The sequence below is a fragment of the Vreelandella aquamarina genome (assembly GCF_020075495.1).
GTDB classification, from domain to species: Bacteria; Pseudomonadota; Gammaproteobacteria; order Pseudomonadales; family Halomonadaceae; genus Vreelandella; species Vreelandella aquamarina_A.
On record NZ_JABYQT010000008.1, the window covers coordinates 36,976 to 61,208 of the forward strand.

General features: G+C 60.6%; 21 protein-coding genes. 16 read left to right on the plus strand and 5 right to left on the minus strand.

Annotated elements, in window-relative coordinates; translation table 11 throughout:
* Positions 1–34 precede the first annotated feature (34 nt).
* Complete coding sequence (gene gabT, locus HW452_RS12950; RefSeq protein ID WP_224106530.1) at positions 35–1,306, plus strand: 4-aminobutyrate--2-oxoglutarate transaminase; 1,272 nt, start codon at positions 35–37, stop codon at positions 1,304–1,306.
* Between the two features lie 104 nt (positions 1,307–1,410).
* On the opposite strand, the gene HW452_RS12955 is transcribed toward gabT, so the two are convergent.
* On the minus strand, positions 1,411–2,217 hold the full coding sequence (locus tag HW452_RS12955; RefSeq protein ID WP_224106531.1) for a helix-turn-helix transcriptional regulator: 807 nt from the start codon (positions 2,215–2,217) through the stop codon (positions 1,411–1,413).
* Positions 2,218–2,458: 241 nt separating this feature from the next.
* Here HW452_RS12955 and HW452_RS12960 point away from each other — a divergent pair, with 241 nt between their 5' ends.
* From HW452_RS12960 to HW452_RS12975, 4 genes are all read left to right on the plus strand, one after another.
* A complete protein-coding gene (locus tag HW452_RS12960; RefSeq protein WP_224106532.1) occupies positions 2,459–3,835 on the plus strand; it encodes an APC family permease in 1,377 nt (458 codons plus the stop codon).
* Positions 3,836–3,845: 10 nt separating this feature from the next.
* Positions 3,846–4,733, plus strand: a complete 888-nt coding sequence (locus HW452_RS12965; RefSeq protein ID WP_224106533.1) for a carbon-nitrogen hydrolase family protein — start codon at positions 3,846–3,848, stop codon at positions 4,731–4,733.
* A 195-nt stretch (positions 4,734–4,928) separates the two neighbouring features.
* Positions 4,929–6,197 carry a cation:proton antiporter gene (locus HW452_RS12970; protein WP_224106534.1) on the plus strand — a complete coding sequence of 423 codons (1,269 nt, stop codon included), beginning with the start codon at positions 4,929–4,931 and terminating at the stop codon, positions 6,195–6,197.
* A 148-nt stretch (positions 6,198–6,345) separates the two neighbouring features.
* Entirely contained in the window at positions 6,346–6,648 is a 303-nt protein-coding gene (locus HW452_RS12975) for an antibiotic biosynthesis monooxygenase family protein (RefSeq protein ID WP_224106535.1), read from the plus strand.
* A gap of 59 nt (positions 6,649–6,707) precedes the next feature.
* Here HW452_RS12975 and HW452_RS12980 read toward each other — a convergent pair whose 3' ends face one another.
* The 3 genes from HW452_RS12980 to HW452_RS12990 all read right to left on the minus strand — a co-directional run bounded on the left by HW452_RS12980 (position 6,708) and on the right by HW452_RS12990 (position 10,932).
* Positions 6,708–8,306, minus strand: a complete 1,599-nt coding sequence (locus HW452_RS12980; RefSeq protein WP_224106536.1) for a hypothetical protein — start codon at positions 8,304–8,306, stop codon at positions 6,708–6,710.
* A 49-nt stretch (positions 8,307–8,355) separates the two neighbouring features.
* On the minus strand, positions 8,356–9,942 hold the full coding sequence (locus tag HW452_RS12985) for a hypothetical protein (RefSeq protein WP_224106537.1): 1,587 nt from the start codon (positions 9,940–9,942) through the stop codon (positions 8,356–8,358).
* A 63-nt stretch (positions 9,943–10,005) separates the two neighbouring features.
* Entirely contained in the window at positions 10,006–10,932 is a 927-nt protein-coding gene (locus tag HW452_RS12990; RefSeq protein WP_224106538.1) for a 1,4-dihydroxy-2-naphthoate polyprenyltransferase, read from the minus strand.
* A 182-nt stretch (positions 10,933–11,114) separates the two neighbouring features.
* Here HW452_RS12990 and HW452_RS12995 point away from each other — a divergent pair, with 182 nt between their 5' ends.
* The 4 genes from HW452_RS12995 (at position 11,115) to menH (ending at position 15,513) form a co-directional block, all read left to right on the plus strand.
* Positions 11,115–11,606 carry a DoxX family protein gene (locus HW452_RS12995; protein WP_224106539.1) on the plus strand — a complete coding sequence of 164 codons (492 nt, stop codon included), beginning with the start codon at positions 11,115–11,117 and terminating at the stop codon, positions 11,604–11,606.
* 66 nt (positions 11,607–11,672) lie between these two features.
* The gene (locus HW452_RS13000) at positions 11,673–13,001 is read left to right on the plus strand and encodes an isochorismate synthase (protein WP_224106540.1); all 1,329 of its coding nucleotides are present in this window, start codon (positions 11,673–11,675) and stop codon (positions 12,999–13,001) included.
* A 3-nt stretch (positions 13,002–13,004) separates the two neighbouring features.
* Positions 13,005–14,771 carry a 2-succinyl-5-enolpyruvyl-6-hydroxy-3-cyclohexene-1-carboxylic-acid synthase gene (gene menD / locus HW452_RS13005; protein ID WP_224106541.1) on the plus strand — a complete coding sequence of 589 codons (1,767 nt, stop codon included), beginning with the start codon at positions 13,005–13,007 and terminating at the stop codon, positions 14,769–14,771.
* Positions 14,764–15,513 carry a 2-succinyl-6-hydroxy-2,4-cyclohexadiene-1-carboxylate synthase gene (gene menH, locus HW452_RS13010; RefSeq protein ID WP_317986353.1) on the plus strand — a complete coding sequence of 250 codons (750 nt, stop codon included), beginning with the start codon at positions 14,764–14,766 and terminating at the stop codon, positions 15,511–15,513. The genes menD and menH overlap by 8 nt, the downstream gene beginning before the upstream one ends.
* Positions 15,514–15,525: 12 nt before the next feature.
* On the opposite strand, the gene HW452_RS13015 is transcribed toward menH, so the two are convergent.
* Positions 15,526–16,995 carry an anion permease gene (locus tag HW452_RS13015; RefSeq protein ID WP_224106543.1) on the minus strand — a complete coding sequence of 490 codons (1,470 nt, stop codon included), beginning with the start codon at positions 16,993–16,995 and terminating at the stop codon, positions 15,526–15,528.
* 311 nt (positions 16,996–17,306) lie between these two features.
* On the opposite strand from HW452_RS13015, the gene frdA reads away from it, so the two are divergent.
* The 7 genes from frdA to menE are packed head-to-tail and all read left to right on the plus strand — an operon-like array spanning position 17,307 to position 24,012.
* On the plus strand, positions 17,307–19,094 hold the full coding sequence (gene frdA, locus HW452_RS13020) for a fumarate reductase (quinol) flavoprotein subunit (RefSeq protein WP_224106544.1): 1,788 nt from the start codon (positions 17,307–17,309) through the stop codon (positions 19,092–19,094).
* A complete protein-coding gene (locus HW452_RS13025) occupies positions 19,091–19,858 on the plus strand; it encodes a succinate dehydrogenase/fumarate reductase iron-sulfur subunit (protein WP_224106545.1) in 768 nt (255 codons plus the stop codon). The genes frdA and HW452_RS13025 overlap by 4 nt, the downstream gene beginning before the upstream one ends.
* 8 nt (positions 19,859–19,866) lie before the next feature.
* Positions 19,867–20,262 (plus strand): fumarate reductase subunit C, encoded by a 396-nt coding sequence (locus tag HW452_RS13030; RefSeq protein ID WP_224106546.1) that lies wholly within the window; start codon positions 19,867–19,869, stop codon positions 20,260–20,262.
* 2 nt (positions 20,263–20,264) lie between these two features.
* On the plus strand, positions 20,265–20,702 hold the full coding sequence (gene frdD / locus HW452_RS13035; RefSeq protein ID WP_224106547.1) for a fumarate reductase subunit FrdD: 438 nt from the start codon (positions 20,265–20,267) through the stop codon (positions 20,700–20,702).
* A 50-nt stretch (positions 20,703–20,752) separates the two neighbouring features.
* Positions 20,753–21,613 carry a 1,4-dihydroxy-2-naphthoyl-CoA synthase gene (gene menB, locus HW452_RS13040; RefSeq protein ID WP_224106548.1) on the plus strand — a complete coding sequence of 287 codons (861 nt, stop codon included), beginning with the start codon at positions 20,753–20,755 and terminating at the stop codon, positions 21,611–21,613.
* Positions 21,613–22,560 (plus strand): o-succinylbenzoate synthase, encoded by a 948-nt coding sequence (gene menC, locus HW452_RS13045; RefSeq protein WP_224106549.1) that lies wholly within the window; start codon positions 21,613–21,615, stop codon positions 22,558–22,560. The genes menB and menC overlap by 1 nt, the downstream gene beginning before the upstream one ends.
* A 42-nt stretch (positions 22,561–22,602) precedes the next feature.
* Positions 22,603–24,012: an o-succinylbenzoate--CoA ligase gene (gene menE / locus HW452_RS13050; RefSeq protein WP_224106550.1), complete on the plus strand. Its 1,410-nt coding sequence runs from the start codon at positions 22,603–22,605 to the stop codon at positions 24,010–24,012.
* The last annotated feature ends 221 nt before the right edge of the window (positions 24,013–24,233 follow it).

A 24,233-nucleotide genomic window follows, 5' to 3' on the forward strand; every position in this document is an offset into this window, starting at 1 on the left:
GTTAGCGCAACCACGAACGCAACAGAGAACGATGATGACCAATCAGGAACTGAACGAACTCAAGAACCAGTATGTCGCCAAAGGCGCGGCCACGCCGACCACCCAGTTCGCCGAGCGTGCGGAAAACGCGGAGATCTGGGACGCCGACGGTAACCGCTGGATCGACTTCGCCGGCGGCATTGGCGTGTTGAACCTGGGCCACCGCCACCCGAAAATCGTCGCCGCGGTGGAAGCGCAGCTCAAGAAGGTGATGCACACCAGCGCGGCGGTGATCTCCTACGCGCCCTACGTCGAGCTGTGCCAGAAGCTTTGCGAGCTGACCCCGGTACGCGGGCCCGAGCGCAAGGCGATGCTGGTCAACACCGGTGCCGAAGCGCTGGAAAACGCGGTGAAGATCGCCCGCGCCGCCACCGGCCGCTCCGGCATCATCACCTTCGATGGCGCCTTTCACGGCCGCACCATGATGACGCTGGCCATGACCGGCAAGGTGCTGCCCTACAAGAACGACTTCGGCCCGATGCCGGGCGACGTGTTCCGCGCGCCGTTCCCGAACCCGATCCACGGCATCAGCGAAGAGGCCTCTTTGGAGGCGCTTCGCACGGTGTTCAAGACCGATATCGCCCCGCACCGCACCGCGGCCATCGTCATCGAGCCGGTACAGGGCGAAGGCGGCTTCTACATCGCCTCCCCCGAGTACCTCCAGGCGCTGCGCGCGCTGTGCGACGAGCACGGCATCCTGCTGATTGCCGACGAAGTGCAGTCCGGCTTCGCGCGCACCGGCAAGCTCTTTGCGCTGGAACATAGCGGCGTCGAGGCGGATATCCTGACCACCGCCAAGAGCCTGGCCAACGGCATGCCGCTCTCCGCAGTCGTCGGTACCGCCGCCGTCATGGACGCCTCCGGCCCGAATTCGCTGGGCGGCACCTACAGCGGCAACCCGCTCTCCTGCGCGGCGGCGCTGGCGGTGATCGAGGTGATCGAGGAAGAGAACATCCTTGCGCGCAGCGAACAGATGGGTCGGCTGCTGGCTGAGCGTTTTTCGGTGTGGGAAGAGCGCTTCGAGCACGTGGCCCACGGCCGCCAGCTCGGCGCCATGGCGGCGTTCGAGCTCGTCGATGACAACGGCAAGCCCGACCCCGCCGCCACCGCGGCGCTCTGCGCCAAAGCGCGCGAGAAGGGCCTGATCCTGCTCTCCTGCGGCTTCTACGGCAACAGCATTCGGATTCTGGTGCCGCTGACGGTCTCAAGCGAAGTGCTGGAAGAGGGGCTGGGTATCATCGAGGCCTCTCTGGAAACGCTTGGCTGATACGTTGCTTAAGCATCTCTAGCCCGCTCTGCCGGAAACAGACGTTTCCGGCAGAGCGGGCTTTTTTGTAGGCCGTTGAACGCAGCACACTCTCAAGGCGTCACTTACTCAGCCGCCGTCAGTCTGGCGAACAATGGCATCAGCAGCGCGAAAAGCTCTGCCTGAGAAGAGATGCTGCACTTGGCGTAAAGCTGACGGCGAAACACCTTGACCGTTTGCAAGCTGAGCCCCAGGTGCAGGCTGATGGATAAAGAGGAGTGGCCCCGCAAGATGAACAGCGCCACTTCCGCCTGGCGCGGGCTGAGCCGGATGCGGTGCTCCTGGTTGAGCACCTCTTGCAGGCGTTCTTCAAGCGGCGCCGGTGCAGCTTTCATTGCGTCTGGTGGACGATAATCCTGCCAGTGTTTTTTCATCAGGCCGGACAGGGTAGCGGCATACTGCTCGACCGCCTCACGTTCCCGCTTGTTGAAGGGTTTGCCGCTGGAGCGGTCCTTGCCAAAACAGGCCGTCAAGGTGACGTTTTCGGTGAGCCTGGCAAACACGGCGATCTCATCGAGCAGGGTGGTCTGCTGGTAGTAGTGCTTGTAGTAATGCGTGCGCCGGAAGTGATCGGGGGCGACATCCATCAGGCGGCGTATTCCTTCTGCCCCGCCTCGCAGGTGCTCGCGATAGAACGGGGCGAGCAGGTAGGCGCCACCGAGATACTGGCTATCCATGGGGAGATATACCACGGGGTCGGTGTATTCCCGGTAGAGCACCGCGGGCCGCTGTTCGCCGTGATAAGCGATGATGATCAGGTTATCGAACGCCGTCAGATGTTTTACCAAGCGGGAAAAGTGCTGAGGTAACTCAGGCGTTGCCAACGCCATGATGGTGCTGGCCAGCAACGGGTCATATTCGTTACGTGTCACCAATTCCACATCCGCAAAGCCATACCACGCTGGGGTTATATACGATCAGATGAACGGCCAATACCTTTTAAACAGGCTGGCTGCCAAGCCTCTCAGTCTAGCTGGACAGTAACAATATCAGCAATAAAGAGGGCTGGCCGGTCGTTAGACGCAGAAAACCAAGGCTGATACATCAGCTCGTCGCTTTGTACCGGCAGGGCGGTTGCCTGCTGTCGGTTTCAACGTTTCCCGGAGATGGATGATGACGGATAACAATACAAGACTGGAAAGAACCCTATCCTTGAAAGCCGTGGTGCTGTTTGGCCTCGCTTACATGACCCCCTTGATCGTGCTGGGCACCTTCGGTGTGATTGCCAGCACCAGTAGCGGCGCTGTGCCCACTGCCTACCTTATTACCACCGTGGCCATGCTGTTCACGGCCTACAGCTACGGCATCATGGCGCGTACCTATCCAGTGTCAGGTTCTGCCTATACCTATGCACGCCGGGCCATCGACTCGCGGGTGGGCTTCATGGTGGGGTGGAGCGTGTTGCTGGATTACTTCTTTCTGCCCATGGTGATCTGGCTGATCGGCGCTGCCTACCTGAACGCGCGTTTTCCGGAGGTGCCAAGCTGGGTATTCCTGCTGGGTTTCATCGGTATCACTACCTTTCTGAATATCTACGGCATCAAGCTGGCGTCCAAGGTGAACTCGCTTTTGATGACCTTCCAGATTCTGGTCATCGCTTTCTTTGTACTGCTGTCGATTCGCCATGTAGTGTCTACCGGCGGCACTGATGCGCTTTTCAGCCTCGGGCCATTCCTGGGTGAAGACGCGGGGTTTAGCGCGATTGCCGCCGGTGCGGCGGTAGCGGCCTATTCGTTTCTGGGCTTTGATGCCGTAACGACCCTGACCGAAGAAACCATCGAACCCAAGCGCAATATACCCCGGGCGATCATGCTCACCGCCCTGATCGGCGGCGGTATCTATGTGCTGGTGGGTTACACCACTCAGCTTGTACATCCGGGCAGTAACTTTGTAAACGCTGACTCCGCGGCCTTCGAGATTGCAACGACCATCGGTGCAGATCTCTTCGGGGCTATCTTCCTGGCGGGCATGGTGTTTGCTCAGTTCACATCCGGCTTGGCAGCCCAGGCCAGCGCCTCTCGGCTACTGTTTGCCATGGGGCGTGACGCGGTACTGCCACCCAGGTTTTTCGGCGCGCTGCATGCACGCTTTCATACCCCGGTATTCAGCATTCTGCTGACGGGTGGTATCGGTATCATCGCCCTGTTTCTTGATGTGCTGTCCGCGGCGTCGTTCATCAATTTCGGGGCGTTTATCGCCTTTATCATGGTCAATCTGTCGGTGATCTTTCTGGTGAGCAAGGACGAAGAGGCAAGACGTGAGTATGGTGTACTCAAGGGGATGGCGGTTCCGTTGATTGGTGCTGCGGTCAACCTGTGGCTGATGAGCAAGCTGGATATCAAGGCCTTTATTCTTGGCTTCATCTGGCTTGCCATCGGTCTCGCCCAGTTGACCTACCTGACCCGTTTCTTCCGCCGTGAACCGCCGGAAGTCGATTTTGACGAGTCAGAGTCTGAGCCAGCGCACTCGTTGGCGCAGGAAACGCGTTAAGGAGTTTACTATGTCCCGATACTTGCCTGTGCTGATGGTGCAGGAAATTTCACGCCAGTACGGCGCCGACCCCGAGCTTTTTGAGTTCGAAGCTGAGCTTGCGACCCACCTGAGTGACTTTGGGGCTGATTTTGAGCAGCCTCGAATGGTGGTCTATCCCGAAATGCATCTTTGTAGCGCCTCTGGAACACCAGAGCAGCGAAAGGAGCAGCTGGAAGCCGCGGCCGAGCCTATCGATGGGCCGCGCCATCAGCATCTGGCGCGTATCGCCCGCAACCTGGGCATATGGCTGCTCCCGGGCACGGTATGTGAACGCGGAGAGGATGGGCATCTTTACAACACTGCCCCGGTGTATTCGCCCGAAGGCGCGCGAGTGGCCGCCTACCGCAAGTGCTTCCCTTGGAGGCCTTACGAGCCGTATCGCCCGGGTAACCGTTTCGACGTGTTCGAGGTACCGGGCGTAGGTCGGGTAGGGCTTGCCATCTGCTACGACATCTGGTTTCCCGAAACGGTACGGCAACTTGCCTGGATGGGGGCCGACGTGATCATCAACCAGGTCGCCACCACCACCTGCGACCGGGCTCAGGAGCAGATCCTTGTTCAGGCTAACGCCATCTTCAATCAGGTATATGTGGTGAGCGTCAATGCCGCCACACCTTCGGGCGAAGGGCGCAGCCTGATCGTCGATCCTGAAGGACGGATTCGCGCGCAAATGCCCGGCGCCACCTCAGGCATTCTTACCGATGTACTCAACCTCGATGAGGTCGAAAGGGTGCGCACGTTCGGCACCGCCGGGTTGAACCGCATGTGGTCGCAATATCGTGACGACGACCCCGTACTCGCACTACCCATGTACGAAGGCCGCATCGATCCACGTAAGTGGAAGGATCGAACGTAACAGATGAGTTCTCCTTAGCATCGCTCAATTGACGCGGCGTGCCTGCAACGGGGCTGATCCGCTACCGCTGGAAGCTTTCGCTTTCCGTGGTGGCGGGTTTTGCATTTTAGGGCCACATTAACCTACTCGAAATGTGCGGGGCCGCCGCTATCGTTTCGCTGTCCTTATCTTTTATCGTTTCAATCAGGAGCGCCGATGAGCGTCTTTTCTCTGGTGAGCATATTGATCACGCTCGCCGCCGTCTCGAGTTACTTCAACGACCGCTATATCAAGCTGCCGACCACCATCGGCGTCATGCTGGTGGCGCTGGTGGCCTCCCTTGCCCTGATTCTGATCAGCCCCTATAACGAAGGGCTGCGTGACGAGGCGACGGCGCTGGTGGCGCGTATCGACTTCGATCAGGTGGTGCTGCACGGGATGCTGGCCTTTCTGCTGTTTGCCGCTGCCATCCACGTCAAGTTCGACAACCTGAGCCGTGAATGGCTGCCCATTGCGCTGCTGGCCGTGGCGGGCACTCTGATGTCCACCTTCATCGTGGGCACGCTGACCTGGCTTACGCTTGACTGGATGGGGCTCGGCATTCCGTTTTTGCATGCGCTGCTGTTCGGCGCCTTGATCTCCCCGACCGATCCCATCGCGGTGGTCGCCATCATGAAATCCGTGGGCGTTTCCCAGCAGCTTGAAAGCCAGATATCCGGGGAGTCGCTGTTCAACGACGGTCTGGGCGTGGTGGTGTTTCTGGTACTGTTGCAGCTTTCCGGGCTGGATGCGACGGAAGGGTCGCACATGTCATCTCCCATTGACGCGGCGGCGATTGGCATGCTGCTGCTCAAGGAAGTGGGCGGGGCGCTCTTGCTGGCATCGGTCGTGGGCTACGTGGCCTATCAGATGCTCAAGCGCGTGGATAACTATCAGGTCGAAGTGCTGCTGACCCTGGCACTGGCCATGGGGCTTTATGCTCTGGCAGACGGCCTGCACCTGTCCGCGCCCATCGCCGTGGTCATCGCGGGGCTGTTCGTTGGCAACCACGGGCGGCTGTTCGCCATGTCGGAGAAGACCCGCGACAACGTCGATACCTTCTGGGAACTGATCGACGAGATTCTGAACGTGGTGCTCTTCTTTTTGATCGGCCTGGAACTTCTTATCCTGCCCATCGAACGCGCCTGGCTGGTAGCGGGTGCGTTGGCGATCCCCATCGTGCTGGCAGCGCGTGGGTTTTGTGTCTCCATCATCATGGGCCCGCTTGGCCGAGTGACCCGCCAGTCTCCGGGGGCGATCCGTATTCTCACCTGGGGCGGGCTGCGCGGCGGTATCTCGGTGGCCATGGCGCTGTCGCTGCCCGAAGGCGAGCTTCGAAACCTGGTGCTGACCCTGACCTACTGTGTGGTGGTCTTCTCGATCATGGTGCAGGGGCTGACCATGGGAAAAGTCATTCGCCTGAGCAGCAGATCGTCGGCGCCCTGACGGGAAGGCGGGGCGGGAGCGCATAGATCGCGCTTGAACCAAACCACGCGAATGCCGGTCTTTGCCATGACGCCGTCTTGGGCTATCCGTGTTTGTCCTGCGCCGTTACCATCAAGCGTTGCCATACCATCATCAGAGGAGTCAGCCCATGTATATCGCCATGAACCGTTTCCGCATCGCCCCAGGCCGCGAAGAAGATTTTCTGGACGTGTGGCGCAACCGCGATTCTCATCTTGATGAAGTGCCGGGCTTCAAGACGTTCAAGATGCTCCAGGGTGAAACGCAGGAAGACCACACCGTGTTTATTTCGCACAGCGTGTGGGAATCGGAAGAAGCCTTCCGTGCCTGGACCCAGTCAGAAGCCTTCCGTAAAGCGCATGCGGGGGCCAAATCGCCAGAAGGTATTTACCTGGGGCCGCCCAAGTTTGAAGGGTATGAGGTGGTGCTTTAAACAAACTGGCGCTTGCCTATGAATTTAGCAAAAAAGTGCTGGGAGCCGCTGATGTGGGGCTATAACAGAAAGTCCCACATGATTAACAGCGCCATGACCAAAACACACCCCATGAGCCACAGCATGGGCGAGCCGCTTTCATCCTTGATCGGCTGATCGGTGTTTTCGGGCAACTCTTTATATTCCATGCGCGAGATGAATTGGTCGATAACCATCTTATTGCTGATTCGCTCTCCTTGGTACCAGTGCTCAGGAAAGTCGATAAGCGACTTGGGGATCAACAGCTTGTCGGTTCTGCGCTTTAATTCCACGTATCCGGTCGACCTGTCGATCAGGTCGCTACGATGAGGTATCTGGCGGGGGGCATCTGTTTCCGGCAAAGCTTTTGACGCCAACGGCATGCAGATATAGTTGTCCTTATCCGTCCCCAGCAGCATGACCGGCACCTGGTGTTGGCTAAATGAAAAGCATGCAAGACACGGGAAGCGGTTATCTGTGTAGTCCGGCTGAAATTTTCCGCTACCATTGGTTATGGAGCATGGGAGAAGTCCTTGAAGGTCGAAAAAGAATTCAGAGAACAAGAAGTTAAGGTCACGACCATGTTGAAAGAGCATCCAGGCAATATGCTTGACGATGCGTTGACGTAGTTGATGGCTGGCGCATTGGGTACCGAGGGTATTGGGCAGCGCGGCATTTGCCTTGCAAAGCGCAGTGTCGACCAGCTCTGATGTAAAGATAATATTACCCCGCCTTGGCGAGATAAAACTGACCTGAAGTTCCCAGGTGTCAGCCTTGTCTGCTGCGGAACTTCGCGCTGAAGGATGGGTGACGTTCAGCTTGATATTGATCGCTTTGGGTACAATCTCTTTATCTACCCTTGCGAGTAATCGGCTGAAGCTCTTGACTTTTTCCTCAGCCAGCAGTGAATCATGATAAATAGCGGCTGGGACGACTGGAGCCTGTGGGGTATCCCGCTTGATAGGCAAAGGCGATAACTGCATTCGTTGAAACGATTTTTGCGCCATAGTGGGAAGTTGACTCAGCCGCTTGGCATTATCCGGCAGGGGCGGAAAGCGAGGGTTAGTCCAGTCGAGTCGATCATCAAAGATGAGTAGAGCTTGCTCCTGCTTTTTGAACCATGGAAGCGTTGCTGAGAGGCGGCTAGGTAACCATAGCTGAACAGCCCCTTTAGGCAGGAGGGCTGTGCAATCATCATTTTCAAACGAGAAAACGGTGATGGAATGAAGTGATTCCTCATTCTCTTTATCGTCGTAAAGACCAAACTCAGCCAATACACACATGGCATGACTGCCTAAGTTCAAACGATGATCTTCACCAAATATATTAATGCCCAGTTTGTGAAAATTGGCAGTGCAAAATAGCTCTCCAAGCGTCAGCGGCTTGATCACTATTTCTTTAAGATGTGTATATGTCTCAGTGGAGCTTAATATTTGTTTAGCTCCCGCCATATAAGAAGCATTGACGTGGCATAAAAGGCGTTCTTGAAATAAAAATGCTACCTCCTCACCTGACGTATAACGAATAAACGGCACATAAATTTCGTGGTCCGCCCAGCCTATTATCTTGGCGATTGTGTTACTTTCTACATCTTTCCTGAATTGATCAAAAGGAAGTGGGTTGGTGAGTGTTTCTAACATTACCTTTCATCCTTGATGCAGAATACCAGCATTATCCGTTTGGTCTGTATTACAAGTTCATCATCGCTATCACGCCTATCAGCGCCGCCACACAGCCCGCGATGAGCCATTTGGCCGCGCTGCTGTTGGCCGTGCCACCTTTTTCATACTCGTTTAACAGCGTATTAACACGCATGCTCGAAACAAATTTGGATGTGAGGTTTTGATTGCTGAGGCGGATGCCCTCATACCAGTATTCGGGAAAATCGATGAGCGACGTAGGGAGTACCCATCTCTCCCCGATACTGGAAAGCATCATGGTGTTTCGCGTCATGTCGATCAAGCTGCTGCGCCTGGGAATCAAGGTGGGGACGTGCTTTTCTTCGATATCGACATCCTTCAATGGCTGGCAAACGTAGTTGCCGTCTTGCTGACCCAGCAGCAGCACCGGCACCGGATGCTCACCGCACTGAAAGCGTGCCAGACAGGGAAAACGGTGATCGGTATAGTCCGGCTGGTAGGGCTTGTCGCTGTTGATGATGACATCGGGCAGGAGCCCCTCCAGGCATTCGTTGAAACGCATCAAGAAAAAGTTGCGGCCCTGCTGGAAGAACATCCAGGTGAGGTGGTCGACGATGCGCTCGCGCAATGCTTCGCTGGCGCCATGGGTGCCGGTAGTATCCGGAAGTTCGGCATTGGCCTGGCACAGTGATGCCGAAACCCAGTTGGGGTCGAAGTGCGCCTCGACCCCTAGAGGCGTGGTAAAGCCGACCCTGATTTCCCAGCTCATGGTCGCGTCATCGGTTTCTTCCTCGGAGCGTAAGGTTTCCACTACCTTCAGCGAGATGCCACTGGCCGCCGGGACGATATCGCGATCCACCATGGCGCGCAGCTGATTGAAAGAGTAAAGCACCTGATCCTTGATCAAGTCATTGTGATAGCGCCGGTCTGGCTCGGCTGGCGTAGCCGGTGTCTTTTCTTGGCGCTTTAAAAGCGGCAAGCGCATGCGTTCGAAAAAGGCTCTCGCGTCTGGCGATAGCGTGCTCAGCGGCCTGGCGCCGTCGGGCAGATCGGGAAAGAGGGGGTCGAGCCAATCCAGTCGATCATCGAACACGTAAATCGAGGCAGTCTGCCCATCGCTCTGGGTGTGCGTCGGGCGGGCATCGTACCAGTACTGAACGGTGCCATGCGGTAGGGTGCGAGCCTCATCCAGCGGCTCGAAAAAGAAGATTTCCGCCTGATAGATGACCTCGTCGCCCTCCGGCGATTCGACCACCGCCGCTGTGCCCAACACCAGCGTCGTGGGCCCTTCGAGGTACAGGCCCTCCTCTCCATCAAGAATGTGCAGGCCCACGCGAAAAAGGTGTGCATTGCGGGCCAGCTCATGCAGTGGCAGTGAGCGAATCACGGCTTCGCTACCCTCTTCAAGCTGGGCACCGGCCAACAGGTTGTGCAGGGTATCGGCTTGGGTTGAAGCGATATAACGCGAGCTTTCGTCTACCTGGATCAGGGCCGGCTCTTCATGGCCTTCCGCATGGCGAATAAAGGCCGCATGAAGCTCGCAATCCGCCCAGCGCAACAGCTGGCGTTGATCCGAGGATGCCAAGTCCTGCTGAAATGCCGTCAAGGAGAAAGTGTTTGAAAGGGTGTCATCCATGGTGTGGCTATCCTTGATAGAGAGCAGAGTGAAGATCGAGTGTTCGGTGCAGCGAGATGGCGCTTAAAAAAACGCCAGGCCGATGGAGAGCAGCACGCTGTAAATCAGCGTCGATAACGCGGTTTTCTTCAACATGCCGGTCAGTAGCTCTCCATCACGGCTATGGCTTAACGTTCGGGCGGCATCCGTCAGCGGCTTGGCCACCACCAGGCAGCTCCATCCCGCGAGTGGCACCGGCAGAGCCACCAGGTAGACCACCGTAAGCAGCAGCGCCGCGCCCAGCAATGCCCAGTGGTAATTGATCGCGTTGGTGCGGCCAAGCTTGACGGCCAGGGTGATTTTTCCATTGCGCGCATCACTTTCTATATCGCGGACGTTGTTCACGTTCAGGACCGCCGCGGACAGCAGCCCGCAGGTGGCGGCAGGCAGCAACGCCAGCACGCTTAATTGCTGGGTATGAAGATAGTAAGTGCCCAGCACGCCGAGCAGTCCGAAGAACAGGAAGACCGAAATGTCGCCCAGCCCCCGGTATCCATAGGGCGTGCCCCCAAGCCCGACGGTATAGGTCACCGCCGCCAACAAGGCAGCAGCCCCCAGCAGAATGAACGCGACAACATGCCCCCACTGGTTGCCAAAGGCAGTCACCAGCAGTGAAAGCCCTGAAAGCGCGGCGACGATGGCCGTTACGATCATTCCGCGGCGCATGGCCTGGGGGCTCAGCAGGCCCGAGGAAACCGCCCGTACCGGCCCGATACGCGCATGGTCGTCCGCCCCGGATACCGCGTCTCCGTAGTCGTTGGCCAGGTTGGAGAGGATCTGGAGTGAAATTGCCGTTAACAGGGTCAGCAGGAATACGCCTGCATGAAAACTCCCAAGATGAGCGGCCAGCCCGCTGCCCAGCAAGATGGAAGCACAGGCCAGTGGCAGCGTGCGGGGGCGGGCGGCCAGCAGCCAGGCGTGGAAACGGGAGCGTTGGGTGGAGTGAGCCATGGATGAATATCTCTTTTGACATGGGCGTTAAAAGAACGGGCAGTCGACGTGGCCTGCAGGAAACAGAGATGACATCTTGAAAATGCATGATGAGTTGATGAAAAAATGGACTCACGTCAAAAAGAGCCGGAGTGTTTTGACCCATACTACGGCTAGTTCCCCTTTGGCATGGAGTATACGGGATGATCGGCGACTTATTTAGGAAAAACAAATATGCAGCCTTTGTCTGGCTGGTACTGCGTCTGTACCTTGGTGTTACCTGGTTGACGCTGGGAATAGGCAAGCTGACCGGTGGCTTCGACGCTCAAGGGTTCTTGAGCAATGCGGTCGCCAATCCTGTCATGCGCGAGGGCAGCATGGTGTATCCCAACTACGTTGCCTTTCTGGAAAACGTCGCCCTGCCTTATGCCGATGTTATCAATGTCGTCGTTCCCTGGGGAGAAGTCCTGGTCGGGCTTGGGTTGATCGCCGGCGTGCTTACCTCCTATGCGGCATTTTTCGCTATCGTGATGAACATGTCTTTTCTCATGGCCGGCACGGTGTCGACCAACCCCTGGATGATTGCGCTGACCTTCTTTTTGCTGGTGGCAGGCGCCAATGCAGGGCGCTTTGGCGGCGACCGCTGGGTCTTGCCTTACATCAACCGCCGGATAGGGCGTGCTCGGCACGGCTGAGCCACACTGGCCGTATCCTGACGTGGGCAGCTTGAGGAAGCGCGTATCAGAGGAAGTACGTATCAAATGATGGATTCGGCGGCTCCAGTAGCCATGCTCAAGCGTCGGCTGGATGCGCTGGAAAGCGAGCAGCCGCAAGGCTTCATACGCTTGAGTACACCCTGCCAGGTAGACCACCTGATGGGCTGGATGGACGGGCAGCGTGCGCTTCCGCGCCTTTACTGGAAAGCGCGGGAGGCTGATGCACCCGAGTACGCGATGGTCGGAGTGGTCAAGGCGTTCGACTCGCTGGCGGCACTGCACCAGGACCAAGATGCGCTGGCGGCCTGTTCCAGCGAGCAACCCGACTACTTTGGCGGTATGGCGTTTGACCCCGACGCCGAAGGGTGGACGGGGTTCGGGGCCTGCCATTTTCTACTGCCTCGGCTAGCGCTGAAGCGCGACGGGCAGAACAGCGTCCTGTCTCTTAACCTGCGCTTTGATGATCGTCCTCGGGAGCAGGAACTGGCCGACGCCCGTGCCGCGCTTGAGGCGTTGAACCCGCCAAGGCCGTTACCACCGATGAAGCCACTTTCCTTGATGCGAGAAGACACGCCCTCGCGCGATGAGTGGGTTGCCCAGGTACACCGGGTAACGCAGCCCGAGCAGCTGCGCAGAACGCCCAAGGTGGTTCTCTCGCGGGAGACGTGCCTGCACAGTGCGGAAATGCCCAGCCCCTGGGCGCTGCTGTCTCATTGGCAGGCAAGGGCCGCTGACTGTTTCCAGTTCGGTATTCAGCTCACACCGTATGAGGCGTTCATAGGCTGCCCACCGGAGCGGCTTTACCAGCGTGAAGGCACGCACCTGGTGAGCGAGGCGCTGGCCGGCACGACGCCTCGCGGGCGCACGGCTCAGCAGGATGGCGAACGTGCCGCCGCGCTGCTTTCAGATGCCAAGAACGGCCTGGAAAATCAGTGCGTGTATCAACAGCTGCTGAGCCAGCTCGAGCCGCTTTCGTGTCGGATCGACATGGGTGAGGCACACATTGTCACGCTTCGCTCGGTGCTGCACATTCGCCGCCTGATTCACGCCAAGCTGCACCCTGGGGTCAGCGACCAGGCGTTGCTCGACACCTTGCCCCCGACGCCCGCCGTCGGAGGCGTCCCCCGCCAGGCGGCGTTGGCCTTCATCCGCCAGCATGAGCGCCAAAGGCGCGGTTGGTACGCGGGTGTCTTTGGACGCATCAGCCACGCCAGCAGCGACTTGGCAGTGGCCATTCGCTGTGCCCAGGTGGGTAAGGACACGATTCGCCTCTACGCCGGGGCGGGGATCGTGAAAGGCTCTGAACCAGACGCGGAGTGGCGCGAGCTGGACAGCAAGATCGCCGATATCATGGCGCTGTTGGGAATGGGGTAAGACATGTCCGCGCCTGCCTTGACGCCGGGGTTTCCGGTTCATCACGCAACCTTCAACCACCTCTGGGCGGCGCTGCTGCTGGAGGAACTCTACCGTCTGGGCGTGCGCGATGTCGTGCTGGCGCCGGGCTCGCGGTCAGCGCCCTTGACGACGGCGGCCAGCGAACACGCCGGCCTTTGCTGCCACTGCCATTTCGACGAGCGCGGGCTCGGGTTCATGGCGCTGGGAATGTCCCGGGGCAGCCAACGGCCCGTCGCGGTGATCACGACATCGGGCACGGCGGTAGCCAACCTCTACCCGGCGGTGGTAGAAGCCAGGCTGACCGGCGTGCCGCTGGTGGTGCTCTCCGCCGACCGCCCTCTGGAACTGCTGGATAACGGCAGCAACCAGGCCATCGATCAACGGGACATCTTCTCCCGCCATACGGTCATGCACATCGACCTGCCGCCGCCGGACCCTGACATGAAGGCAGCGTTTCTGCTCAGCACGGTCGACCAGGCGATCGATCAACAGCGCCGCACGCCTGGCCCCGTTCATATCAACTGCCGCTACCGCGAACCGCTCTATCCCGGCAGCTGCCTGCTCGATGCCAGCGACTATCTTGCCCCGCTGAGGGGCTGGCAGGCAGCGTCGACGCCATGGAGTACCTGGCAGACCGATGCTGCGCTTCCTGCTTCCGGCAACGCCCTCATCCTCGGCAGTGAATGGAGTGCCTTTGCCCGGCAGCGGGGCATTATCGTGGTGGGTAACGTCGAAGGTGGCGCCAGCGACCCCAAGCAGGCGCAGCAGCTCGTCGAGCTATCCAGGCAGTTGGGCTGGCCCTTGCTGGCCGACCTGCAAAGCCAGCTCCGCTTCGACCCTCAGAACCTGATCTATTTTGACCTGGCGCTGCACGATGCGCCATTCAGCACTGAGCTTGCCCGGGCAGAGGTGCTGCTGCAGTTCGGCGGCCGGCTGATCTCCAAGCGGTTGACGCAATTCATTGCTCGGCAGCCGTGGCAGGATGTCTGGCTGATCGACCCGCTTTCCCAGCGGCTCGATCCCGACTACTGCGTCAAGCGCCGCGTGGTCGGCACACCTGCCGATTTCATCGCGGGTATGCCCAGCCTCCCGGAGCAGGCGCCTTGGCACCGGCTGGACAGCCTTCAGCGCCGTACCGGTCAGCTTGTCGACGCGCGATGCAGGGCGTTTTCCGAGTTGGGGGTGTGCCACCAGCTGGTGCAGCTGGCTAAAGGGCAACTGTTCGTGGGCAACAGCCTGCCCGCACGGCTGATGAATATGCTGGGCACGTATCGTGACCTGCCCCTGCGGGTATTTGCCAACCGTGGTGCGTCGGGGATCGACGGCCTGATTGCCACGGCCTACGGCGTCAGCTGTACTCATCCAGGCCCCACCACCATCGTGCTGGGGGATACCAGCGCCCTGCATGATCTCAATAGCCTGGCGCTGCTGAAGCAGGCAACTCACCCTCTGGTCGTGATCATTCTCAACAACGATGGCGGCAGTATTTTCCATATGCTACCCGTGCCCCAGGAAGGGGAGCTGCTCGAGCGCTACTTCCGTCAGCCCCATGGGCTGGGCTTCGAGCAGGCAGCGGCGATGTTCGGGCTTGCCTATGTTGCACCCGACTCCCTCGATGCCTTCGACGTGGCCTACCGCCAGGCGCTTCAGACAGGCGTTACGCTAATCGAGATCAGCGTACCTCATCAGCAGGTGGCCGATGAACTTGCCGCACTCGGCGCGGCGATTCGTGAATCGTCACGTGAATAGAACGCACGAGCCAACCCTGGTCATGCTGCATGGCCTGCTGGGGGATCGGCACGACTGGGCCAGAGTGGCTGAAAGATTGGAGGGGATTAGTCACCTTGCCCTGGACCTGCCCGGTCACGGCGATAACCGCGCCGTACAGGTAGGCTCTTTCGAGGCGTTTCATGAGTGGCTAAGCGCTACGTTGAGCGACCGGGGGATAGTGCGCTACTGCCTGCTGGGTTATTCGCTGGGCGGGCGGTTGGCGCTGTATCACGCCAGCCGCCAGCCGCCGGGCCTTGCCGCCCTGTGGCTGGAGAACGCTCACCCAGGCTTGCCCACCGAACAGCGGCCTGACCGTATCGCCCATGACGAGCGCTGGGCGGCGCGCTTTGCGCAGGAGCCGCTTCAGGAGGTACTTGCCGACTGGTATCGGCAGCCGGTATTTGCCGACCTTGGCGCTGCCCAGCGCAGGCGGCAGCGCGACAGACGCCGCCATAACAGCGGGCAGGCCGTGGCCCGTATGCTTCGGGCAACCTCCCTGGGGTGTCAGCCGTCGCTCTGGCAGTGGCTTGCCGATACCTCGCTGCCGGTGGGGTATCTCTCGGGCCTGCAGGATGCCAAGTTTCATGCACTGGCAAACCGTTTGGCCGCAACCGCGCCCCATATACATCATGCCCCCCTGGAAGGGGGGCATAACCTGCATTCCGAGCAGCCTGACAAGGTGGCGCGGCAGCTCGATGCCTGGTATCGCGCACTGCGGTAAGCGGCCGCCTGCTCAGTGAATCAGCAGAAGCCATGGCAGTCCTGCCGCCAACCACACCACCAAAAAGAGCAGGCCGAAAAGAGCGCCTAATCGCCACCACAGGCGGCTTGGCAGGTAGCCACTGCCATAGTAGACCGGGCTTGGGCCGGTGCCGTAAGGGGTGAGAATGCCCATGAAGCCAAGCGTGGGCAACAGCAGCAGAATGAACAGCTCCATATCCAGCCCTGCAATGCCGGAAGCCGCCGCCAGCATGACCGGCAGCAAGGCAGTCACGTGGGCGGTGACGCTGGCAAACAGGTAGTGGAGCAGATAGAAGATCACGGTGAGCGCGACCATGGCCATCAACGGGTTGAAGTCGCTGATCTGCCCGCCCACCACGTTGCCGAACCAGCTGACGAACCCGACCTGGCTCAGCCCGCCTGCCAGTGCCACCAGCGTGGCAAACCATACAAAGGTATTCCACGCGGCGCGGTTATCGAGAATGTCGTTCCAGCTGACCATGCCGGTCAGCAGCATGCCGCCAATGACTACCAGGCCCACCAGCGAGGCAGAGATGATGTCTCCGGCAAAAATCCACAGCAGCAGCGCCACGACCACCATGACGATCAAGGTGATCTCATGGCGCGTCAAGCGGCCCAGCTTGGAAAGCTCCTGCGCGGCCCAATCAGAGATTTCACTGCCCGCCTTGACCTCCGGTGCGCACAGCCAGTAGCACAGCAACGGCACCAGCAGAAGCAGTGCAATGCCCACCGGGGCGACCGCCATGAACCACTGCCCCCAGTTGACATGGATGCCGGTTGCGCTTTCGGTCAGCGCAATGGCCAGCAGGTTGGGGGCCAGGGCGGTCAGAAACAGCGAGCTTGTGACGCAGGTGGAAACGATGGCCGTCCACATCAGAAAGCTGCCCATGCGCTTCATGCTGGGGTCGTTGGGATGGGAGTCGTAAAGCGGCGGCAGGTTGCGAATGACCGGATAGATGGTGCCTCCGCTGCGCGCCGTATTGGACGGCGTGAAGGGGGCCAGGATCGTATCGGCGATCATGACCGCGTAGCCCAGGGTCAGGGTGCGTTTGCCCATGGACGTGACCAGCCAGAGGGAGATTCGCCGACCAAGGCCGGTCTTTTCATACCCGAGGGCAAACATGAAGGCGCCAAAGATCAGCCAGACCGTCGAGTTGGTGAAGCCCGAGACGGCCCAGGCAAAGGCCTGGTTGGCGGCATTGAACCCTTCGGTTGCCAGCTGTTCCGGTGAGAACAGCACCCAGCGTGACAGCAGGGCCGCAAGCGTTACGCCGAGCAGGCCAATGACCGCCCCCGGCAAGGGCTCGAGTATCAGGCCGACCACACAGCCCATGAAAATGGCAAAGAAGTACCATGCATGCGGGGCGAGCCCCGAAGGCGCAGGTATCAACGCCATCACGATGGCAACCAGAAGGGGGGCTAACAACTTCCAACGCGGCAAGGCCTGAACGCTGCTGTTCATGAGGCTGTTCTCTTCTATTTGATACGCTGGACATGGGACGAAAACATGTCCGCCAAGCCGCTGCTGCACCTGTCGAACCACTGTGACCGATCTGTTCGGTGGGCACGGCAGGGCAGTACGGCTACTCTGAAGAGTAGAAGCGCCCGCGCTGAGTTAGAAGCGTTACCCGCTTGATCCCCGCGCTTTCTTGACGCATGTCAAGGACCTCTGTGATGTCACCAAGGCAAAAACGCAAGTGTGGTAAGTTCAGTGAATACGCCCATGCGTGATGCGCTTATTGACGCTGGGCCGGGCTGAGGGAAGGGACCGTTATGCAGCAGCGAGATTTCGATATCGTGATCGTGGGAGGCGGCGGAGCGGGGTTGCGTGCAGCCATTGGCGCGGCAGAGCAGGCCAGTCAGCAGGGGAGCCCGCAACGCATTGCGCTGCTTTCCAAGGTGTACCCGATGCGTTCGCACACCGTGGCCGCCGAAGGCGGCGCTGCCGCTGTCACCAGCGCAGAAGACACCCATCAGGCGCACTTTGACGACACCGTCTCCGGCGGCGACTGGCTGGTCGAACAAGGGGTGGTCGATTATTTTGTTCACCATGCCCATCAAGAGCTGGTGCAGATGGAGCGCTGGGGCTGCCCATGGAGCCGCAAGGATGATGGTCAGGTACAGGTGCGCCGCTTTGGTGGCATGAAGACGGCACGCACCTGGTTTGCCGCCGACAAGACCGGCTTTCACATGCTGCATACGCTCTTCCAGACCTCGCTCAAATACCCGGAGATCGAACGTTTCGATGAGTATTTCGTGCTCGACCTGGCGGTACACGACGGCGCGGTCGTCGGAGTCATTGCTCTTCAGATAGCCACGGGCGAGCTGACGCTGCTGCGCGCCAAGGCGGTGGTGCTGGCCACCGGCGGGGCCGGGCGGCTGTTCCGTTTCAATACCAACGCGGGCATCGTCACCGGCGATGGCATGGCGATGGCCTACCGCCACGGTGTGGCGCTGCGCGACATGGAGTTCGTGCAATACCACCCTACCGGCCTTCCCGGTTCCGGCATCCTGATTACCGAAGCGTGCCGGGGCGAAGGCGGCATTCTGCTCAATAAGGATGGCTACCGCTACCTGCAGGATTACGGCCTTGGCCCCGAAACGCCGCTGGGCCACCCGGAAAACAAGTACATGGAACTGGGGCCTCGGGACAAGCTCTCCCAGGCTTTCTGGCAGGAGCAGCAGGCCGGCCGCACCGGCAAGTTTGGCGACAGCGACGTGGTCTATCTCGACCTTCGCCACCTGGGCGAAAAAACCATTCTGGAGCGCCTGCCGTTCATCTGCGAACTGGCCAAGTCCTATATCAACGTCGACCCGGTGAAAGAGCCGGTTCCCATTCGCCCGGCGGTTCACTACACCATGGGAGGCATCGAGACCAACCCGCAGTGCGAGACTTCGATTGCCGGGCTCTACGCCGCCGGCGAGTGCGCCTCGGTGGGCCTGCACGGTGCCAACCGCCTGGGCTCCAACTCGCTGACCGAGCTTCTGGTCTTTGGCCGCCTGGCCGGTGAACAGGCAAGCCGGCGCGCCGCGCAAACCGAGTGGGCGGATAGTGGAGTACTAAAAGCCCAGGCCGACCGGCAGCAGGCCCTGTTGACCCGGTTGTGCGACGGCCAGGGGAGCGGCGAGAAGTGGGTAGACCTCAAGCATGCCATGGTGCAGGCCATGGAGAGCGGTTGCGGTATCTACCGTACCGAGGAAGGCATGCAGCAGTCGCTTGCGGTGATCCGCCAGTTGCGTGAGCGCTATCGCCAGGTTCGCGTCAACGACACGAGCAAGATATTCAATACCGAGCTTCTGGAGTGTATCGAGCTGGGGTGTGGCCTGGATATCGCCGAAGCCTCATGCCTTGGGGCGCTCGAGCGCAGGGAGTCCCGCGGCGCCCACCAGCGCTTGGACGAAGGCATGCAGAAGCGCGATGACGTCAACTACCTGAAGCATAGCCAGGTCTTCTACCAGGGCGACGGGCATGCCGAGCTGCGCTGGCAGGACGTCGATGTGCGGTTTTCCGCCCCGGCGGAGCGGGCTTATGGCGATGCGGGAAAGGAGGGCAAGGCATGAGTGGCGACAAGATCGGCACCGATAACCTGAATACCAAGCTCATCAGCGTCAAACGCTACCTGCCCGATCGTTCGACCGAGCCCTACTGGCAATCCTTCGAGCTGCCGGTGGACGACAGCACCTCGCTGCTGGATGCGCTCAACCACATCAAGGAGCAGCTGGACAGCACGCTGAGCTACCGCTGGTCCTGCCGCATGGCGATCTGCGGCTCCTGTGGGGTGATGGTCAACGGCATTCCCAAGCTTGGCTGCAAGACCTTCCTGCGTGATTACGACGGCGAGATCCGCATCGAGCCGCTCGCCCACTTCCCGGTGCAGCGGGATCTTGTCGTGGACATGGAGATATTTCTCGAGCACCTGGCTGCGGTCAAGCCTTACCTGATCGACGACAACCCGGTAAAACCCTTCGACCCAGCCGCACCGCAAACCTATCAGCAGTCGCCGGCGCAGCTTGCCCGCTACAAGCAGTTTGCCAACTGCATCAACTGCGGGCTGTGCTACTCGGCCTGCCCGCAGTTCGGGCTCAACCCAGAGTTTCGTGGTCCGGCAGCGATAGCGCTGGCGCACCGTTATAACCTGGACAGCCGCGACCATGGCAAGAAGCAGCGCATGGCGGAACTCAATCGCCACGAAGGGGTGTGGAGCTGCACCTTCGTGGGTTTCTGCTCCAAGGTGTGCCCCAAGCACGTCGACCCTGCCGCGGCGGTCAATCAGGGCAAGGTCGAGGCGGCCAAGCATACCTTGATCGCGCTGTTCAAAGGGTAGGGGGAGAGATGGATAAATCATCATCGCAGCGTTTTGACCCACTGACGCGTACCTGGTGGCTGAAGCACCGTTTCTTCAAGCTTTACATGGTGCGTGAAGCCACGGTGTTGCCGCTGGTGTTCTTCATACTGTGTTTGCTGGCTGGGTTCGTCTCCCTGCTTCAGGGAGCAGACAGCTGGCAGGGGTGGGTCGCCTTCATGGGCTCGCCCATCGTGCTGGCGCTCAACCTGTTGGCGCTTGCCGCCAGCTTGTTTCATGCGGCCACCTTCTTTGTCCTGTTTCCTCGGGTCATGCCGCTGCGCATTGCTGGACACCGCCTGCCGGACAACATGATCGTGGCCGGGCAGTGGGCTGGTGTCCTGGCGGTGGCGCTGTTGTTCTTCTGGCTATTGGGGAGGGCCTGAACATGAGTAAGCAAGCCATGAACAAGCCAGCCATGAACAAGCCAGCCATGAACAAGCCAGATAACCCGCAGGGCACTACGCACAAGCAAGCCTTCGATGAGCCGCTCTGGTGGGGGCTATTCAGCGCCGGCGGCGTCTGTTTCGCCGTCTTTCTGCCCGCCGTCATCCTCTTCGTTGGCGTTCTACTGCCTCTTGGCCTGCTGCCCGCCGAAGCGCTGAGCTATCAACGAGCCTCTGCATGGCTGTTCAGCGTGCCGGGCGTTCTGTTTGCAGGAGCGGTGGTGTGCTTGCCGCTATTCCATGCCGCTCACCGGCTGCGCCACGGGTTGTTCGATATCCGCGTAGGCAGCGATACGGTCAATAAAAAGGTGATGTATGGCGCGGCCGCGCTACTGAGTGTGCTGGCGCTTGGCGTGGTGCTGGCAGGCATGCTGAGCTAAGCGACGCCTTCGACTCTAAACGCCTTAACTAACCGATTGAAGAGAGTGGCATGATCAACGGACCTACGGAAACAGAACTTTACGCCCCCATCGAATGGCAGGATGACTCCGAGGGGTATCAGGATATTTTGTATCACACCTCGCGTGAAGGGATTGCCCGTATCACCATCAACCGCCCCGAGGTGCGCAACGCCTTTCGTCCGCGCACGGTGAGCGAAATGGCCCAGGCGCTCAGCCGCGCCCGCCACGACAGCGCCATCGGCGCCATTCTGCTCACCGGCGCCGGGGAAAAGGCGTTCTGTTCCGGCGGCGACCAGCGCATTCGCGGTGACTACGGCGGCTACCGGGACGAAGCGGGCACTCACCACCTCAACGTGCTCGATTTCCAGCGCGACATTCGCACCTGCCCCAAGCCCGTGGTGGCCATGGTGGCGGGCTACGCCATCGGCGGCGGCCATGTGCTGCACTTGATGTGTGATCTGACCATCGCCGCCGACAACGCCGTGTTCGGCCAGACCGGCCCCAAGGTCGGCTCCTTCGATGGTGGCTACGGCGCCTCCTACCTGGCCCGCATCGTCGGCCAGAAGAAGGCGCGGGAAATCTGGTTCCTGTGCCGCCAGTACGGCGCCGAGCAGGCCCTCGACATGGGTCTGGTCAATCATGTGGTGCCGCTTGCGGAACTCGAGCGCGAAAGCGTGCGCTGGTGCCGGGAGATGCTCCAGCACAGCCCCATGGCGCTGCGTTGCCTGAAGGCCTCGCTCAATGCCGACTGCGACGGCCAGGCTGGGCTTCAGGAGCTGGCTGGCAACGCCACCATGCTCTACTACATGACCGAAGAGGGCCAGGAAGGGCGCAACGCCTTCAACGAAAAACGCCGCCCGGATTTCTCCCGCTACCCGCGCAACCCCTGATGGCGCGGGCGCTCTACCGCTACGCCCTGGCGCTGACGCAGCCGCTGACCTTCAACGGCCAGCGGCTGACCCACCGCGAGGGGCTGCTGGTCGAGATCGACGGCCAGTGGGGCGAGATCGCCCCGCTGCCGGGCTTCTCCCGCGAGACGCTGGCCCAGGCCGAAGCCGAGGCGCTGGCCTGTTTGGCGGCCAGCGAGCGCGGCGAGGCGCCAACTCCGCAGCTTGCCTCGGTGCAGTTCGGCTTCGACTGCGCCCGGCGCGCCTGGGCCGAGCGCTTGCCCGAATCGCCCGCCCCGTACCCGCTGCTGCAAGGTACGCCTGCCCACTTGATGATCGCGATTGAAGTCCGCCTCAAGGCGTGGCGAGCGGCACCACCTGAGCGCCTTAAACTCAAGGTCGCCCGCTACCCCATCAATGAAGAGCTGGCGGTGATCAAGCGGCTAAGCAAGCGCTTACCCACCACACGGCTGATACTGGATGCCAACGGCGGCTTTTCCCGCGAGCAGGCGCTTCACTTTTGTGCCCGGCTGCCGGCGGGGCAGGTCGACTATCTGGAAGAACCCTGCGCGGCGCTGGCCGACACCATTGCCGTGGCCGAGGCGACCGGAGTGCCCTTTGCGCTGGACGAAACACTTTCGCGTCACCTGCCCTGGCAGGCGCACCCGCAGCTGGCGGCGCTGGTCATCAAGCCCACCCTGGTCGGCTCGCTTGCCGCGTGTGAGGCGTTGGTCGAACGGGCGCGGGCGCTGAACCTGCGCGTGGTGATCTCGTCGAGCTTCGAATCCGACCTGGGCCTTGCCGGGCTTGCCCGGCTGGCCCGGGAGTGGGCGCTGGGCGAGCCACCGGGGCTGGATACCGGCGGCTGGCTCTCTGAGCGCCTCACCGATGAGCACGGCGCGGTTATGACCGAGCGCTGCCGCTGCCTCTACCGTTCGCCTGCGGCCTAGGCCGCGCCACTTTTTCATTGTCCACTACGTCAGGAGGCAGGCGTGATCGAGAGCTGCCCAATCCATTACTGGGCCACCCAGACACCTGAGCACACCGCGGTCGAGGCCCCGGATGCACTACTCAGCTACCGCCAACTGGACCGCCGCGTGGCCGCCCTGGCCCAACAGCTTGCCCGCATGATGGCCCCCGGCGAGCGGCTGCTGGTGCCCGCCCGGGGTTCGCTCAACGCGCTGTTGCTGGCCTGGGCCTGCCTGCGCGCCCGGGTGGTGTTCTGCCCCGTCAACCCGGCGTTTCCCGCCCGGGAGCAGCTTGCCATGGCGGCGCGCTTGCCCGCGCGTTTTTTGGCCCAGCCGGAAAGCGTCAGCGCCGAGCTTGCAAGCGCCAAGGCGCTGACGGCGCTTTCGCTGGACTTCACCACCGAGGCTGAACCGGGCGAACCCACCCTCGACCCAGAGCAGCCCAGCAACACCATCTTCACCTCCGGCTCCAGCGGCACGCCCAAGGCGGTGCAGCACCGCCTGGGCAACCACCTGGCCTCCGCCCGCGGCTCGGCCACCTTCATTCCCGTGGATCAAACGAGCGGCTGGCTGCTCTCGCTGCCGCTCTTTCATATCGGCGGCTACGCTATCGCCTTTCGCGTCTTTCTCGCCGGCGGGCGTGTCATTCTCGACGATGGCTCGCCGCTTCTGGCGCGCCTCGAACAGCAAGTGATCACTCACCTCTCGCTGGTACCCACCCAGCTATGGCGCCTGCTCAATGCGGGGTTCGACCCGCAAAAGACCGCGCTGCACGAGCTGCTGCTGGGCGGCGCCGCCATCCCCGCACCGCTGGTGGCCAAAATGACCGCCCTCGGCCTGACGCCCAAGGTAAGCTACGGCCTCTCGGAGATGGCAAGCCAGGTATGCACCGGCCTGCCTAGCGCCCCCGGCGTGGTAGGCACGCCGCTCCCCGGGCGCGAGGTACGCATCAAGGAAGGCGAGATTCAGGTGCGCGGCGAAACGCTTTTTGAGGGCTATCTGCTGGAAGACGAACTTCATTCAATCCGCGATGACGAAGGCTGGTTCGCCACCCGGGACAAAGGCCATTTCAACGCCCAAGGCGAACTGGTGGTGGAAGGGCGGCTGGACAATGCCTTTATCTCCGGCGGCGAAAACATCCAACCCGAAACCATCGAGCAGCGCCTGGTCGACCACCCCGGCATCGCCCAGGCCCTGGTAGTGCCCGTACCCCACCCGGAATGGGGCGAACGCCCGGTAGCGTTTATCGATTACCACGCCGCGGCGGTGGAAGAAGCTGAGCTAAACGCCTGGGTGCGCGAAACGCTGCCCGGTTTTATGGTGCCGGATGCCTGGCTCCCCTGGCCCGAAGGTGTGGGGTTCAAGCCCTCGCGGCGGGCGTTTGCGGCGAAGGCGCGGGCGGTGCTTGAGTCAACCGAAAGCGGCACCGAGTGAAGACCCACGACTTATGGCTGACGAGTATCATCCAACTTACGTGTTGCCGAAGGAGAGTTTGGGAATAGGGTATGATTGCATCGAGTAAAACGAGTGGGCACGCGAACACTGGATAGGTAGCCTGAAAATTGATCGGGTCTATATAGATCGGTAAGTTATAGGCCGCGTGCGGGCTGCATAACCCCAATAAACGTGCCCGCGCTTTTATTGGGGTTATGTGG